At 64.5% G+C, this 13,164-nt stretch carries 13 protein-coding genes; 8 read left to right on the top strand and 5 right to left on the bottom strand.

Annotation, left to right across the window (positions count from 1 at the left end; genetic code table 11):
* Positions 1–335 precede the first annotated feature (335 nt).
* Complete coding sequence (locus tag B5F19_RS15265; protein WP_087292112.1) at positions 336–1,307, bottom strand: hydroxyacid dehydrogenase; 972 nt, start codon at positions 1,305–1,307, stop codon at positions 336–338.
* Between the two features lie 142 nt (positions 1,308–1,449).
* Here B5F19_RS15265 and B5F19_RS15260 point away from each other — a divergent pair, with 142 nt between their 5' ends.
* The 3 genes from B5F19_RS15260 (at position 1,450) to B5F19_RS15250 (ending at position 3,710) form a co-directional block, all read left to right on the top strand.
* Entirely contained in the window at positions 1,450–2,445 is a 996-nt protein-coding gene (locus B5F19_RS15260; protein ID WP_087292109.1) for a LysR family transcriptional regulator, read from the top strand.
* A gap of 208 nt (positions 2,446–2,653) precedes the next feature.
* Positions 2,654–3,205 (top strand): NTP transferase domain-containing protein, encoded by a 552-nt coding sequence (locus tag B5F19_RS15255; RefSeq protein WP_087292106.1) that lies wholly within the window; start codon positions 2,654–2,656, stop codon positions 3,203–3,205.
* A 310-nt stretch (positions 3,206–3,515) separates the two neighbouring features.
* The gene (locus tag B5F19_RS15250; RefSeq protein WP_087292104.1) at positions 3,516–3,710 is read left to right on the top strand and encodes a hypothetical protein; all 195 of its coding nucleotides are present in this window, start codon (positions 3,516–3,518) and stop codon (positions 3,708–3,710) included.
* A 334-nt stretch (positions 3,711–4,044) separates the two neighbouring features.
* On the opposite strand, the gene B5F19_RS15245 is transcribed toward B5F19_RS15250, so the two are convergent.
* Entirely contained in the window at positions 4,045–4,911 is an 867-nt protein-coding gene (locus B5F19_RS15245) for an AraC family transcriptional regulator (RefSeq protein ID WP_087292101.1), read from the bottom strand.
* A 188-nt stretch (positions 4,912–5,099) separates the two neighbouring features.
* Positions 5,100–5,624: a CYTH domain-containing protein gene (locus B5F19_RS15240; protein WP_087292098.1), complete on the bottom strand. Its 525-nt coding sequence runs from the start codon at positions 5,622–5,624 to the stop codon at positions 5,100–5,102.
* A 142-nt stretch (positions 5,625–5,766) separates the two neighbouring features.
* Between B5F19_RS15240 and B5F19_RS15235 the strand changes: the two genes are divergently transcribed.
* Together B5F19_RS15235 and B5F19_RS15230 are read left to right on the top strand one after the other, a co-directional pair.
* Positions 5,767–6,996, top strand: coding sequence for a class I SAM-dependent rRNA methyltransferase (locus tag B5F19_RS15235; RefSeq protein WP_087292095.1), 1,230 nt, complete (start codon positions 5,767–5,769; stop codon positions 6,994–6,996).
* 64 nt (positions 6,997–7,060) lie between these two features.
* On the top strand, positions 7,061–7,978 hold the full coding sequence (locus B5F19_RS15230; protein ID WP_087292092.1) for a CorA family divalent cation transporter: 918 nt from the start codon (positions 7,061–7,063) through the stop codon (positions 7,976–7,978).
* 267 nt (positions 7,979–8,245) lie between these two features.
* On the opposite strand, the gene B5F19_RS17575 is transcribed toward B5F19_RS15230, so the two are convergent.
* Entirely contained in the window at positions 8,246–8,572 is a 327-nt protein-coding gene (locus B5F19_RS17575; RefSeq protein ID WP_087292089.1) for a DUF6465 family protein, read from the bottom strand.
* 299 nt (positions 8,573–8,871) lie between these two features.
* Here B5F19_RS17575 and B5F19_RS15220 point away from each other — a divergent pair, with 299 nt between their 5' ends.
* The 3 genes from B5F19_RS15220 to B5F19_RS15210 all read left to right on the top strand — a co-directional run bounded on the left by B5F19_RS15220 (position 8,872) and on the right by B5F19_RS15210 (position 12,871).
* On the top strand, positions 8,872–10,389 hold the full coding sequence (locus tag B5F19_RS15220) for a spore germination protein (protein WP_087292086.1): 1,518 nt from the start codon (positions 8,872–8,874) through the stop codon (positions 10,387–10,389).
* Positions 10,386–11,510, top strand: a complete 1,125-nt coding sequence (locus B5F19_RS15215; protein ID WP_087292083.1) for a Ger(x)C family spore germination C-terminal domain-containing protein — start codon at positions 10,386–10,388, stop codon at positions 11,508–11,510. The genes B5F19_RS15220 and B5F19_RS15215 overlap by 4 nt, the downstream gene beginning before the upstream one ends.
* 182 nt (positions 11,511–11,692) lie before the next feature.
* On the top strand, positions 11,693–12,871 hold the full coding sequence (locus B5F19_RS15210) for a GerAB/ArcD/ProY family transporter (RefSeq protein WP_162612595.1): 1,179 nt from the start codon (positions 11,693–11,695) through the stop codon (positions 12,869–12,871).
* Positions 12,872–12,889: 18 nt separating this feature from the next.
* Here the strand turns inward: B5F19_RS15210 and B5F19_RS17765 are convergent.
* Positions 12,890–13,164, bottom strand: a 275-nt coding sequence (locus B5F19_RS17765; protein ID WP_204248345.1) for a hypothetical protein, incomplete at its 5' end; no start/stop codon positions are given.

Here is a 13,164-nt window from a genome sequence, read left to right as displayed (position 1 = left end):
CCGGGGGACGGCTCAGGATGGACACTGCGTGTCCATATTCGCCTACCCTACCCCCTCTGTCGCTTCGCGACATCTCCCCCTGACAGGGGGAGTCGGCCCCCGGTCCCCCATTAACGTGGGTTATCCCTTGGGGCTGGCAGAATATTTCCGGCGCGCAAAATCTGAGTGATTGCTCTAAATTCCCGCCGGGCCACTGGGCCCTCAATCTGTAAAAATTGCAGTTGTTGCGATCTAAATTCTGCGCCTAGGTATCCGAATCAACGCTACGGGTCCGCTGTTGCCGTAGGGGCGGCCTTTGGCCGCCCGCGCGGTATTTGAGGCGCCGGTTCGGGAAATTACTTGTTGAGCAGATCCCGCAGCTCGGGCACCACGAAGTTGGGGGTGCGGCCGGAGAAGTAGTCGTCGATGGCCTGGGCGCAGGCCACGGAGGACCGGCTGGAGGCCTCCTTGGTGGCGCCGCCGATGTGGGGGGCGGTGAGGACGTTGTCCATGGCCACCAGGGGATTGGTGGGGTCGATGGGCTCCTTCTCCAGGGTGTCCAGGCCGGCGCCGGCGATCTTGCCCTCCTGGAGGGCGCGGACCAGGGCGGGCTCATCCACGATGGAGCCCCGGGCGGCGTTGATGAGATAGGCGGTCTCCTTCATCAGGCCGAACTCCCGGTCGCTGACGGAGTGGATGGTCTCGGGGGTGGCGGGCACGTGGAGGGAGACGTAGTCGCTCCGCTTGAAGATCTCGTCCCGGTCCTCTAAGAGCTGGATGTACTCGGGCAGGCCCTCCTTCTTGGCGAAGGGGTCGTAGGCCAGCACGGTCATGTCAAAGCCCAGGGCGGCCTTCTTGGCCACCAGCTTGCCGATATTGCCCAGGCCCACCAGGCCCAGAGTCTTGCCCTCCAGCTCGGTCTTGGGGACGCCCATCTTGGCCTGGCGGTAGTCCTCCAGGTACAGCTTCTGGACCTTCTTGAAGTTCCGGGAGCAGTAGAGCATGTAGAAGATGGTCAGCTCGGCCACAGAGATGGCGTTGGCCCCGCCGGCGGTGCACACCAGCACCCCGTGCTCCCGGGCGGCGGCCAGGTCCACCCCGTCGTAGCCGGCGCCGTGGCGGGCCAGGATCTTCAGCTTGGGGGCGGCGTCAAAGATGCGCTTGGTGATCTTGGCGGTGCGGACGATGATGGCGTCGCAGTCGGCGATGTCCGCCACGATATCGTCCTCGGTAAAGCCGCGGCCGTCCACGACCTCATACCCGTGCTCCCGCAGATACTCATAGCCAGCCGGAAGAATCGGCTGGGGGAGCAGTACTCGAATTGCCATACAAAACTCCTCCTCGTTTTCTGTACAATATTCACAAAATGCATTGCGCTTTCGTTGGGATCATGGTAATATAGTCGAGTTAGAAAAGCAAACAGGGAATTTTTTAATTTTCTACAAAAAAACTTTGTGGAGGAGGGCGTCTATGGATCTGACCAGTCTGTACTACTTTCAGGAGCTGTCCAAGGATCTGAATATGACCAAGACCGCGGAGCGGCTGTACATCTCTCAGCAGACCCTGAGCAACCATATCCAGCGTCTGGAGCAGTATTACGGCACCAAGCTGTTTTACCGGAAGCCCTCCCTGTCCCTCACCTGCGCGGGGGAGTTCGTGCTGTCCTTTGCCCAGGTGGTGGGGAAGGAGGAGCGGAACTTAAAGGATATCCTCTCCGACGTGGAGCACCAGGAGCGGGGTACTCTCCGTGTGGGGGCCAGCATGGCCCGGGGGACTCAGTTTCTACCTCGTATTTTGCCTGATTTTCACCAGATGTACCCGAGGGTGGAGGTGCGCTTTGTGGAGGGACTGTCCCAGGGACTGGAAAGGCAGACCTCCAACGGGGAGCTGGATTTCGCCCTGGTGCTCTCCGACCGCTATTCCCCTGATCTGGTGGAGCATGAGTTCTTGCAGGACCATATCTATCTGTGCGTGCCAGAGAATCTGCTTCGGGCGTACTATACGCCCGAGGAGGTGCGGGAACGGAAAATCCAGGCGGTCCAGGGGGTTGAGCTGCGGGACTTTGACCGGCTTCCCTTTGCCCTGATGACCAACCGCCTGGGGGCGAGGATCCAGGAGATCTTTACCCGGGAGCACATCCAGCCCAACGTATTTTTTACCGCCCCCTCCACCGCTCAGACCCTCCCCATGTGTACCAAGGGGCTGGCCGCCTGCTACTGCACCCATATGAATCTGGTGGAGAAACGGGGAACGGTGGACGCCAATGTGAACATTTTTCCTCTCTATGACCAAGGGGTCCCCCTGGTTCAGAAGCTCTCCCTGCTGCGGCACAAGCAGCGCTATCTGACCCACTTTGCCAAGTATTTTATGGATCTGACCTTCCAGGTGGCGGCCTCCATTGAAAAGACCCCGGTACGCTGGATTGTTCAGCAGCCGGCTGTGGAAAAAAGTGTGGAAAATGTGTAAACCACCGGAGAAAAAGAGAGAAGAGACGGGGAAAATAGAGGAAACCCCAGAAATTTCCCGGTAAAAAGTCGGCAGAGATTCCGGATGGCGCTTTGAAGGGATCTGCGGTATAATAAAGAGACAAAACGCCGCCGGGGCGGAAATCCTCCGGCGGAGGCAAAACGGTTCCCCGGGGGCGAGCCCCGGCAGAAATGAGGCGAAGAGAAGCATGATCGATTTGATTTTATTGGCGGAGGGTCCCAAGGAGCTGGAAGGCGGGAAGCTGCTGGCGGAGGAGGAAGGGAAGCCCCTGTATCTCCACGCCTTTCAGGCCGCCCGACAGACGGCGGACGCCATGCTGGGACTGCGGGTGATCGTGGTCACCCGCCCCGGCGTGCTGGACGAGGCCATCCGGGCCTTTGGCTTTAATAAAGTGGTAGTCTCCGGCTGCCGGTCTCTGAGTGAGGCCATCGTCGCCGGGACCAAGGCGGCCCGCTCCGGAGCCAGCCGCTGTTTCCTCTCCTGCGGACGGCGGGAGGTGACTGGGGAGCAGCTCACCGCGTTCCTCCAGGGCTACATTCTCAGCGGCCGCCCCCTGGGCCGGATGAGCTCCGCCGGAGGCGGAGCGGGGGCGATGGTGTTTGCCCCCTACCTGCTGCCCCGCCTTCTGGCCCTGAAAGGGGAGGAGGACGGCTCCCGGCTGTTTGAGGGCCGGGAGGGGCGCACCTTCTCTTACGACGGCTCCGGCCGGGAGGCGGCCGGCCCGGAGAAGGCGGAGTAAAACCGGGCGGGGAAAACCTGCCGGTTTCGCCAAAAATTTCGAATAAATTTTACACAAATCCGCTGGAAAAGCGGCTCAGGCTCTGTTACAATGGAGACAGCTTCCGATGTGAGGGAGGAGGAGTTTTTATGGCAGAGCAGAGACGCCGGGGCATCCCCCAAGGAGTTCCAGGCCGGAACCTGTCCGCCCCCTCCTCCCGTGCCGAAAAAACTTCAGGCGCTTTGCGGCCCAACGCGTGATCCGCGTTTGGCTGCAAGGCGCCTGTTGTTTTTCCCGGCGGAAGCCGATATCTTGTGAGAGGAGTGTTTCTATGCTTCCCTGTCAGGGCACCTGCCCCCATTACCAGTCCGGCTGCCACAAGTCCTGTGAGGCCTGGAGACAGCTTCAGGAGCGCCAGCGCGTTCAGCGGCAGCAGAAGAAGGCCTATCTGGACTATTACAACGACCTGTGCCTGACCATGACCCGGCAGTTCCGGGCCCTGAGCCCCTGCCGGATGATCCGGTAGGGCAGAGAAGAAACATTACATAGAGACCGCTGGGGCGGCGCGGAGCCGTTCCCGGTGCTCCGCGCGGCTTTTTGCCCCAACAGACTGCAAAAATGCCGTTACTTTCCCGCCGCTGCGCGGCGGAAAAGTCCTCGCTGCGCTCGCTGAACGCCTTGCTGCGCAAGGCATTCAGGGCATTCGATCCCACTCGAGGCGGGCTGCCGCCCCCTCGAGCTCCCCCGCCAACACTCGGGCGGATTCGTCTGAACAGAGGTTTTTCGACAAGCTGAAGCGGCCTGCGCCGAAACGCAGGCCGCTTTCACAATTTTGCGGTCGGAATGTGTAGGGCGGTTCCTCAGACGGGGAGGACCTTTGTCTCCGCCTCGGCCGCCATGTGCTCCGCCCGGGCCCCCCTCCGGTACCGGGAGGGAGTGACGCCCAGGGTCCGCTTGAACGCCTTGGAGAAGGTCAGCGGGTCGGGATAGCCGCAGGAGCGGGCCACCTCCCCCACCGACAGGTTGTTTTCCCGCAGCAGCTGGGCCGCCCGGGTCATCCGGAAGCGCATCAAAAACTGCTGGGGGGACATCTGGAGGACGCTCTGGAACACGGTGGTGAGATAGCTGCGGTTCAGGCCCACATAGCGGGCCAGCTTGGCCACCGTCAGATCCTCCTGAAAGTGGTTGCGGATGTACTCCATGGCCAGCTCCACATACTCCTTGCCGGTCTCCCGCCCCCGGTGGGAGGGCTCCTCCGCCGAGCGGGCGATCCAGCCCAGGAAGTGGTACAGCTCCCCCTGGAGCATCAGCTCGTGGCCCCGGCCGGCGGTCTCATACCGCATCATCTCCCGGACGCAGTGGTCCAGCCGGTCCGGCGCGGCGCAGCGGTAGACCCGGTGGTCCCGCCCCAGGCCGCACTGGTGCAAATACTCTCCCGCCCGGGAACCATGAAAGCCCACCCAGATGTGGGTCCAGGGCTCGCTCTGGTCCGCCTGGTAGGAGGTCACCTCATCCGGTAAGATGAGAAAGCCCTCCCCGGGGCCGATGGCATAGCTGCGTCCCTGGGCCTGGTACACGCCCCGGCCCGACAAACAGAAATGCAGCAGGTAGTGCTCCCGGACGGCCGGCCCCACCGAGTCGCCCGGCGCACAGTTCTGCCTTCCGCAAAACAGGAACGACAGCTCTCCTACCCCATTGGGGTTCTGCGCTAACCAGGATTCCTTCATCCTGCGCCTCCTAAACTGGCCGGGCGCTGTTCCTCCGGCCGCATGCCGCTCTGGCCTCCATTCTCTTAGTTTAGGAATTATATCACATTTCGACTATATAATCTATGAAATGAGATTATTTTTTATAGTACCTGAACAAAATTTATGCAAAATACCCATTTAGCACCCGGAATATCGACTTTCAGCCCTTATTTTTCCAGCCCGGACGGCGCGTCGACCCCTCCGGCGTGTCCCCGGGTGGCCAGCCAGTAGGCCGCCATGCTCTGCCCGGGCTGTCCGGTGACCTCCCGGGACAGGTATCCGGCCCACTTGCCCGGCTCCCAGGCCAGGGCGGCCTCCCGGGTGGGGAACTCCACCTCGGCGTAGAAGAAGGAGCCCGGCTCCCCCTGGTCCACCTGGTTGACCTCCAGCACCAGACCGCCCTCCAGGGGATAGCGCCGCTGCTCCTTTCGGATCAGGGGCAGGCCGATCAGCCCCTCCAGGCGGGAGAAGAGGTCCGGTGCGATCTCCGTCTCGATCTCCTCCCGGGCCAGGCCGGCGGCGTCCGCCTTTCCCTTGAAGCACAGAACGTGGCGGACCGTCTCTCCCTCCGCCTCCCGGCGGATGCGCACGGTGGGGGACAGGGCGATGTACCCCTGGTCCATGCGGTAGATGTGGGAGGGGACGGCCCCCTCCGGCCAGCCCGCAACCAGCCATTTCCGCTCAATTTCCATCTGTGCCGCCTCCTATACAAAATGACGAATCCGGGGCCGGATTTTCCCTCCGGCCGTCTGTATTCAAATTATAGCATGTCCCGGCCTGCCGTGCTATAATATTGGACATAGAATCCATCCAAAAATAGAGAGGAAGTCTTTTATGAAACAGCCCCGCCCCTATCCCGTCTATGCCGTCACCCCCAAGGCCGAGCGCAGCCTGACCGCCGGCCACCCCTGGGTCTACGGGGAGGAGATCATCCGCGAGCCGGAGACGGCGCCGGAGAACGGCGCCCTGGTGGACGTGGTCAGCCGCCGGGGGAGCTATCTGGGCACCGGCCTGCTCAGCCTCCACAGCAAGATCCGCATCCGGCTCCTCAGCCGCAGCGCCAACGACCGCTTTGACGAGGCCTTCTGGCGCCGCCGCCTGGAGTACGCCTGGGCCTACCGCAGGACAGTGATGGGGCCCGAGGACCTGGACTGCTGCCGGATCGTCTTTGGGGAGGCCGACCAGCTCCCCGGCCTGACGGTGGACCGGTTCCACGACATCCTGGTGACCCAGACCATGTCCTACGGGATGGAGCTGCGCAAGGATGTGATCTTCCCCGCCCTGGCGGAGGTGCTCCGCGCCGACGGCCAGGAGATCCGGGGGATCTATGAGCGCAACGACGTCCCCCTGCGGGAGCGGGAGGGGCTGGAGGAGGGGAAGGGCTGGTACCGCCTCCCCGGGGAGGAGCCGCCGGCCCAGACCCGCACCCTCATCCGGGAGAACGGGGTGGCGTACGAGGTGGACTTTGAGAACGGCCAGAAGACCGGCTTTTTCCTGGACCAGAAGTACAATCGCCGGGCGGCGGCCAAGCTGGCCAGGGGGAAGCGGGTGCTGGACTGCTTCACCCACACGGGGAGCTTCGCCCTCAACGCCGCCCTGGGCGGGGCGGAGCACGTCACCGCCGTGGACGTGAGCCAGGCGGCGGTGGACCTGGCCCGGGCCAACGCCGTGCGCAACGGCCTGGAGAACCGGATGGACTTTGTGTGTGCCGACGTGTTCGACCTGCTGCCCACCCTGGAGGGGAAGCACGACTACGACTTCATCATCCTGGACCCGCCCGCCTTCACCAAGTCCCGAAAGACCGCGGACAACGCCATGCGGGGGTACAAGGAGATCAACTACCGGGCCATGAAGCTCCTCCCCCGGGGCGGCTATCTGGCCACCGCCAGCTGCAGCCACTTCGCCACAGAGGAGCGGTTTGTCCAGATGCTCCGCCAGGCGGCCGCCGACGCGGGGCGGCAGCTGCGGCAGATCGAGGCCCGGCAGCAGGCCCCCGACCACCCCATCCTCTGGAACGTGGAGGAGACCAACTATCTGAAATTTTTCCTGTTCCAGGTGGTCTGATCCGCTTCCCACACTGCCAGCCGCGGCGCAGGTCCGGAGCCTGCGCCGGAAAGGAGGAGTCCCCATGCACTGGTACGCCATCGGCCCAACCCTGACCCCGCTGGAGCGCGCCCCGGCGGCGGAGACGCCGGGGGTGGTCCTGCTCACCTCTCAGGAACTCTCTCAGCTCTCCGCCCTGCCGGGGCTGGAGGAGACCCTGAGCCACACCCCCGCCGCCCGGGACGTCCGGGTGTGCAAGGCGGAGGTACGCCCGGACTGTCTGTCGGGCACCATTCTGTTCCCTAAATCCGACAGGGGCGGCGGCCGGCTGGCCTTCGGCTGGCTGCTGGCCCGAAACCGGGCGGTGCTGGTGGATGACGGGGACTTCCTGCTCCCCTATCTCCGGCGGATGGACAAGGAGCGCTACCCGGTGGGCGGGGGCGTGGGGCGGTTTTTCTACGGCCTGCTGTCCATGCTCACCGCCAAAGACCTGCGGCGGCTGGAGGAGATCGAGGACCAGGCCGAGGGGTTGGAGGACCGGGTCCTGGGCGGAGAGCTGGAGGGCTTCAGCCAGGCGATGACCCAGCTGCGGAAGCGGGCCATGGCCTGGTTCCGGTGCTACTCCCAGCTGGACGACGTGGCCGGCCGCCTGCGGGAGAACGAGGCCGGCCTGTTTTCCCCGGAGGAGGAGCGCCTCTTCCGCCTCTATGAGGAGCGGGTCATCCGCCTGCGGGAGGAGTCCCAGCTGCTGCGGGAGTACTGCCTCCAGGTCCAGACCATGTTCCAGGCGGAGATCGACCTGCGGCAGAACCGGACCATGAAGATCCTCACCGTGGTTACCACCATCTTTCTGCCCCTGTCCCTGCTGGCCGGGTGGTACGGCATGAACTTCACCGGCATGCCCGAGCTCACCTGGAAGTACGGCTATCCTGCGGCAATCGCCGTCAGCGTGGGAATCGTGATTCTCAGCCTCTGGATCTGCAAAAAGAAAAAGTTCTGGTAGGCGTGCCCGACGGCTCCGGCCGTGGGAGACGGAATGCCGATACTTTCCCGCCGCACAGCGGCGGGAAAGTTCTCGCTGCGCTCTCTGAACGCCTTGCTGTGCAAGGCATTCAGAGCATTCGATCCCACTCGAGGCGGGCTATCGCCCCCTCGAGCTACCCGCCCCAACGTGAGCGGATTCATCTCAGCAGAGGTTTTTTGACAAGCTGAAAAAAACCGGACGCCCCTTTGGGCGTCCGGTTTTTCGTTTGAAGCGGGGGAGGGATGCTTACAGATCCACCTTGCCGCTGCCCTCGCCGTTGACCACATAGTAAACGGCCTGGTCCTCGGGCTTTACATACAGGGCCAGAGTCTTGATCTCCTCGCCGGTCCACTGGGCCTTGACGGCGGCCACCATGTCCTCCTGGGAGAGCTCCTTGCCCATGTACTGCAGGGTCAGGGATACCTGGGGAGCCGCGGTCTTCTTGGCCGCGGGGGTCCGCTTCGCAGGAGCCTTGCGGGTCTTGGCGGCGGGCTTCTTCTCCGCCTCCTGGGCGGCGGGAGCCGCCGTAGTCTCCGCGGCTGCGGTGGCCGCAGCCTTCTTGCGCAACGCCATGATACACACGTTCCTTTCCTTAGACAGCCGGGGCCGTCAGATTCATTGGTACTCCTATATTGTACCAGGAATTAGCCGGAGTGGAAGCGTCAAAATGACGATTCTTGTTTTCCCTCCGGAAAAAACTCCTGCCAATTTGTACATGTTTTTGGAGGAACCTTCCACAAAACGACCGGATTCGGGGGAAAAAGGGGGACTCAGTCCCCGGTGAGGGGGGCGGCGCGCGGAGAAAGCCGGCCGGGAGGAGAATAGGCCGGGCCGGTTTTTCCCATACTATCCCAGCGAGAGGAGGGAGCGCCATGGGCCTGTTTGAGCCGGAGCGGACAAACTCCGCCCCCCACCCCCGGAAGGAGCCCCGATTCCCGGAGCCCCTTTCCCGGGAAAACCTGAAAAAGGTATTTGAGGGCTGTGTGGACTATATGGAGCGGACGGTGTACCTCCACGGGGACCGGAAGCGGACGGTGACGGTGTGCTACCTCCTGGGCATGGCCCGGAACGAGCGGCTCAGCGACTATGTGCTCCGGCCCCTGGCCCAGGACCCGGCCCTGAGCCAGGTCCCGGAGGAGGAGCTGTTCGCCCGCCTCCAGTACGGGGCCCTCTACAACCTGGCGGCCAACCGGCGGACCACCCTGGACGATGTGGTGAACGACCTGATCCTGGGCAGCTGCGCCCTGTTCTTTCCGGGGCGGGGGGACGCCCTCACCCTGCCGGTGGTCACCGAGGAGAAGCGGTCGGTGGGGGAGCCGGAGAACGAGCCCGCCCTGAAGGGGGTGCGGGAGTCCTTTGTGGAGTCCGTCCGCACCAACACCGCCATGGTCCGCCGCCATTTAAAGGCCCCCGAGCTGAAAATCCGGGAGCACATTGTGGGCCGGCGGTCCCGGACCCAGGTGGACGTGCTCTATCTGGACGGCATCGCCGACCCGGACACGGTGGAGCGGGTGCGCCGGAGGCTGGACGGCATGGACATCGACGGGGTGGAGGCGGCCGGGAATATCGAGGAGTACCTGACGGACCACCTGAACACCCCCTTTCCCACCATGCCCTACACCCAGCGGCCCGACCGCTTCTGCCAGGCTCTGCTGGAGGGGCGGGTTGGGCTGATGGCCGACGGCCTGCCCTTCGCCTGGATGCTGCCCGGCACCATCGACCAGTTTTTCAAAACCGGCCAGGACCGGGCCTTCCACTGGATGGCGGCCTCCGCCCTGAATGTGATCCGGTGGTTGTGCGCCTTTGTGACCATCCTGGTGCCGGGGCTGTATATCGCCCTGGTCACCTTCCACCCGGAGGCCATCCCCGTGAAGCTGGCCCTGTCCATTGTGGCCGCCAAGCAGGAGGTGCCCTTCTCCACGGTGTTCGAGGTGCTCATCATGCTCCTGGCATTTGAGGTGCTCCAGGAGGCGGGGCTGCGCCTGCCCAGCCCCATTGGGGCCACCGTCTCCATTTTGGGGGGGCTGGTGGTGGGCAACGCGGCGGTGGAGGCCCACATCGTCTCCCCGGCGGTGCTCATCGCCGTGGCCATCGCCGGGGTGGCCGGGTACGCCATGCCCTCCCAGGACTTCGCCGCCGCCCTGCGGCTGTGGCGGTTTTTATTGGCCATTCTGGCCAGCGCGGCGGGGCTGTTCGGCCTGGCGGCGGGGTGCGCCGCCCTCATCTACCACCTGGCCGGGCTGGAGACCTTCGGGGTTCCCTACCTGGCCCCCTTCACCAGCGGCGCGGGGGAGCCCCGGGGCCACTCCAGCCTGCTCCGGCCCCCTCTGCCCCGGATGAAGTGGCGGGACGGAGCCAGACACACCTTGAATCGGAGGAACCAGCGATGAAGCGAATGGGAGCGGCGGCGGTTCTGGCGGCGGCGCTGCTTTTGTCCGGGTGCGGAAAGGCCGCCCTGCCCTACGCCCGGGAGATGGGGGACATGGCCCTTCTGCGCACCATGGGGGTGGACGCGGAGGAGGAGGCGGGACAGGTGCGGGTCACCGTGTCCACCGGGAAGCGGGCCGCCGGCCTCCAGGGGGAGAGCCAGCCGCCCCTGATCCTCTCCGCCGGGGGGGAGTCCCTCAGCGCCGCCTGCCTGTCCATGCAGGGGTTGAGCGACAGCTATGTGTTTTACGGCTATGTGGACCAGCTTCTTCTGGGGGAGGAGGCCGCCCTGGAGGGGGTGGAGCCGGTGCTGGACTACTTCTCCCGGGACGTGGAGCTGGGGCTGGGGGCTCAGGTGTGGCTGGTCCGGGGCGGGACCGCCCAGGCGGCCATCCAGGCCGGCGGCGAGACCGGAGTGGACAGCCGCCTGTCCACCCTCCAGACGGACAGCGAGATGGGGGCGGCGGGGATCACCCGGACGGCGGGGGAGGTGTTCTCCAGCCTGCTGGAGCAGGGGTGCGCCTATCTGCCCGCCCTGCGGGCGGCCGGCCCGGAGGAGACGGAGGGGCAGACGGTTCTTCTGGAGGCCGGATACGGGGTGCTCCGGGACGGGAAGCTGGCGGGCTATCTGGACGGGGAGAGCGCCAAGGGGCTGGAGCTGCTCACCGGCCAGACGGCGGAGGATATTATAGAGGTGGACCTGCCCTCGGGGCGGGCGGTGGCCCGGATCACGGAGGTCTCGACGCGGTGCGAGCCGGTCTTTCAGGGGGAGGAGCTGACCGGCCTGCGCCTCTACTGCCGGGCGGCCGCCGAGCTGGCCGAGTTCCATGAGCCCATGGATCAGGGGGAGCTTGCCCAGCTGCGGGAGGCTCTGGAGGAGCGGGAGGGCCTGCGGCTCCGGCAGGTGATGGAGCAGCTGCGCGGCTGGGGGACCGACTGCACCGCCCTGGGCAGCCAGGTGGCGCAGGCCGATCCGGCCCGATGGGAGAAGCTCCGGGGAGAATGGGAGGAGCGGTTCTCCATGATCCCCTATGAGGTCAGCGTTCAGGTGTCGGTGAGCCGCACCTACGGGGATTTGGCGTGAACCTTTCTGGATTCCCCCCAGGCCCGCAGTTCTATGATCGGATGAGCCCGTGCTTGCCGCTCGTGGGCCGCTGTCTTTATCCCTGCGGGAAAACAAAACAAGGGGGGAAGAGGCAAAACGAAGTTTTGCATAAGTTCTTTTGCTTCTTTTCTTCCAAGAAAAGAAGGAGGTGTGGTTTCAAGGTGGAGGAAAAGCAAATCTCCCAGACCCAGCTGTGCGCCCTGCTGTGGGCGGGGCTGATGGCCCCGGCGGCGGAGCTGCTGCCGGCGGTGACCCTGCCCATCGCCGGACGGGGGGCGTGGCTGTCCGCTCTGGCGGCCCTGCCGGCGCTGCTGCTCCTGGGGTGGGGGCTGGGCAGACTGGGGCTGCGCCACGGCGGACTGGCGGGCGCCATCCGCTGGGGGCTGGGGCCGGTATTGGGGCGGCTGGTGCTCCTCCTCTATTTTATTTGGGGGGAGCTGCTGCTGGCCCTCCGGCTGCGGCTGTGCGCACAGCGGCTCATCGCCTCCGGGGAGCGGGACGGCTCCCTGTGGTTTTTCCTGCCCGCGGCCGCCCTGCTGGTGCTGTGGATGGCCCGGGGCAAGCTGTCCGCCTTCGCCCGGGCGGGGCAGGTGTTCCTGGCGGTTCTCCTCACCGCCGCCGGGGCGGTGCTGCTTCTCTCCCTGCCCCAGGTCAGAGGGGAGCACCTGCTCCCCCTGTGGTGGGGGGACGCCCTGCCGGTGCTCCGGTCGACGGAACCGCTGCTGGGGGTGCTGGGCTATGGGGCCTTTGCCGCCTTCCTGCTGGGGGACACGGAGCCCTCCCCCCGCCGGGGGCGGGACTGGGTACTGTGGGCCGGCGGCGGCTGCCTCCTGCTGGGGGCGGAGCAGGCGGTGGTCATCGGCAATCTGGGCCCGGAGCTGGCCCGGCGGCTGAACAGCCCCTTTTTTGCTTTGGCCAAAAGCGTGGGAGTGGAGGGGGCCTTCCAGCGGGTGGAGAGCATCATCGCCGCCCTGTGGACCTTTGCGGACCTGTCGCTGCTGGGGGTGCTGGCCTTTGCCCTGTGGAAGGCGACAAAGCAGATTTTTCCCAGGGCCAAACAGAAACCGGCGGTCACAGCCATTCTCATCCCAGGGGCCGTGCTGGGGATCGCCGCCTTCCCGGAGGGGGTGATGGCGGACGCCTTCGGCCGGGAGACCGCCCTGCTGGGCAACCTGATGATGGGGCTGGCGCTGCCGCTTTTGGTGCTGGCTGTATGCTGGGGGCGGGAGATGTTCCGTCACTCCCCACATTTTGTGTATAAAAGCGTGCGAAAGACAGAAGATATGGTTGCCGAAGAACAAAGTGAAAAAAAGACGGAAAAAACCGAAAAAAATGATTGACAAGGGAGGGAAAGTTTGCTATGATAGCGAAGCGCTTGCGGGAAGCAAGAGCGTCGCCCCTTCCAGAGCGAGTTGAGCGCGAAAACAAATCGAAAAAGATTTGAAAAAAGTGCTTGACAAAGCTGAGGAAGCGGTGGTAATATAAACAGGTCGTCCGCGAGGGCGGCCGGGGAGCGAGCCGGACGGTTTCCTCTTGGAAAAGCGCTGAAAAAAGTTTTGAAAAACTTGAAAAAAGTGCTTGACAAGGGCGAAACGAGATGGTAAAATAAACTCCCGCCGCTGAGAGCGGTGTG

It is taken from the genome of Pseudoflavonifractor sp. An184 (assembly GCF_002160305.1).
Taxonomy (GTDB): domain Bacteria; phylum Bacillota; class Clostridia; order Oscillospirales; family Oscillospiraceae; genus Lawsonibacter; species Lawsonibacter pullicola.
Note: the sequence above shows the minus strand (reverse complement) of the source record. Positions and strands in the feature narration are given on the sequence as shown.

What these genes read in the sequence shown, in the direction of transcription:
- B5F19_RS17575 (WP_087292089.1), bottom strand. Translation starts at nt 8,572, where the DNA reads ATGGCGTTGCGCAAGAAGGCTGCGGCCACCGCAGCCGCGGAGACTACG.
- B5F19_RS15235 (WP_087292095.1), top strand. Translation starts at nt 5,767, where the DNA reads ATGAAACAGCCCCGCCCCTATCCCGTCTATGCCGTCACCCCCAAGGCC.
- B5F19_RS15240 (WP_087292098.1), bottom strand. Translation starts at nt 5,624, where the DNA reads ATGGAAATTGAGCGGAAATGGCTGGTTGCGGGCTGGCCGGAGGGGGCC.
- B5F19_RS15265 (WP_087292112.1), bottom strand. Translation starts at nt 1,307, where the DNA reads ATGGCAATTCGAGTACTGCTCCCCCAGCCGATTCTTCCGGCTGGCTAT.
- B5F19_RS15215 (WP_087292083.1), top strand. Translation starts at nt 10,386, where the DNA reads ATGAAGCGAATGGGAGCGGCGGCGGTTCTGGCGGCGGCGCTGCTTTTG.
- B5F19_RS15245 (WP_087292101.1), bottom strand. Translation starts at nt 4,911, where the DNA reads ATGAAGGAATCCTGGTTAGCGCAGAACCCCAATGGGGTAGGAGAGCTG.
- B5F19_RS15260 (WP_087292109.1), top strand. Translation starts at nt 1,450, where the DNA reads ATGGATCTGACCAGTCTGTACTACTTTCAGGAGCTGTCCAAGGATCTG.
- B5F19_RS15255 (WP_087292106.1), top strand. Translation starts at nt 2,654, where the DNA reads ATGATCGATTTGATTTTATTGGCGGAGGGTCCCAAGGAGCTGGAAGGC.
- B5F19_RS15250 (WP_087292104.1), top strand. Translation starts at nt 3,516, where the DNA reads ATGCTTCCCTGTCAGGGCACCTGCCCCCATTACCAGTCCGGCTGCCAC.
- B5F19_RS15220 (WP_087292086.1), top strand. Translation starts at nt 8,872, where the DNA reads ATGGGCCTGTTTGAGCCGGAGCGGACAAACTCCGCCCCCCACCCCCGG.
- B5F19_RS15230 (WP_087292092.1), top strand. Translation starts at nt 7,061, where the DNA reads ATGCACTGGTACGCCATCGGCCCAACCCTGACCCCGCTGGAGCGCGCC.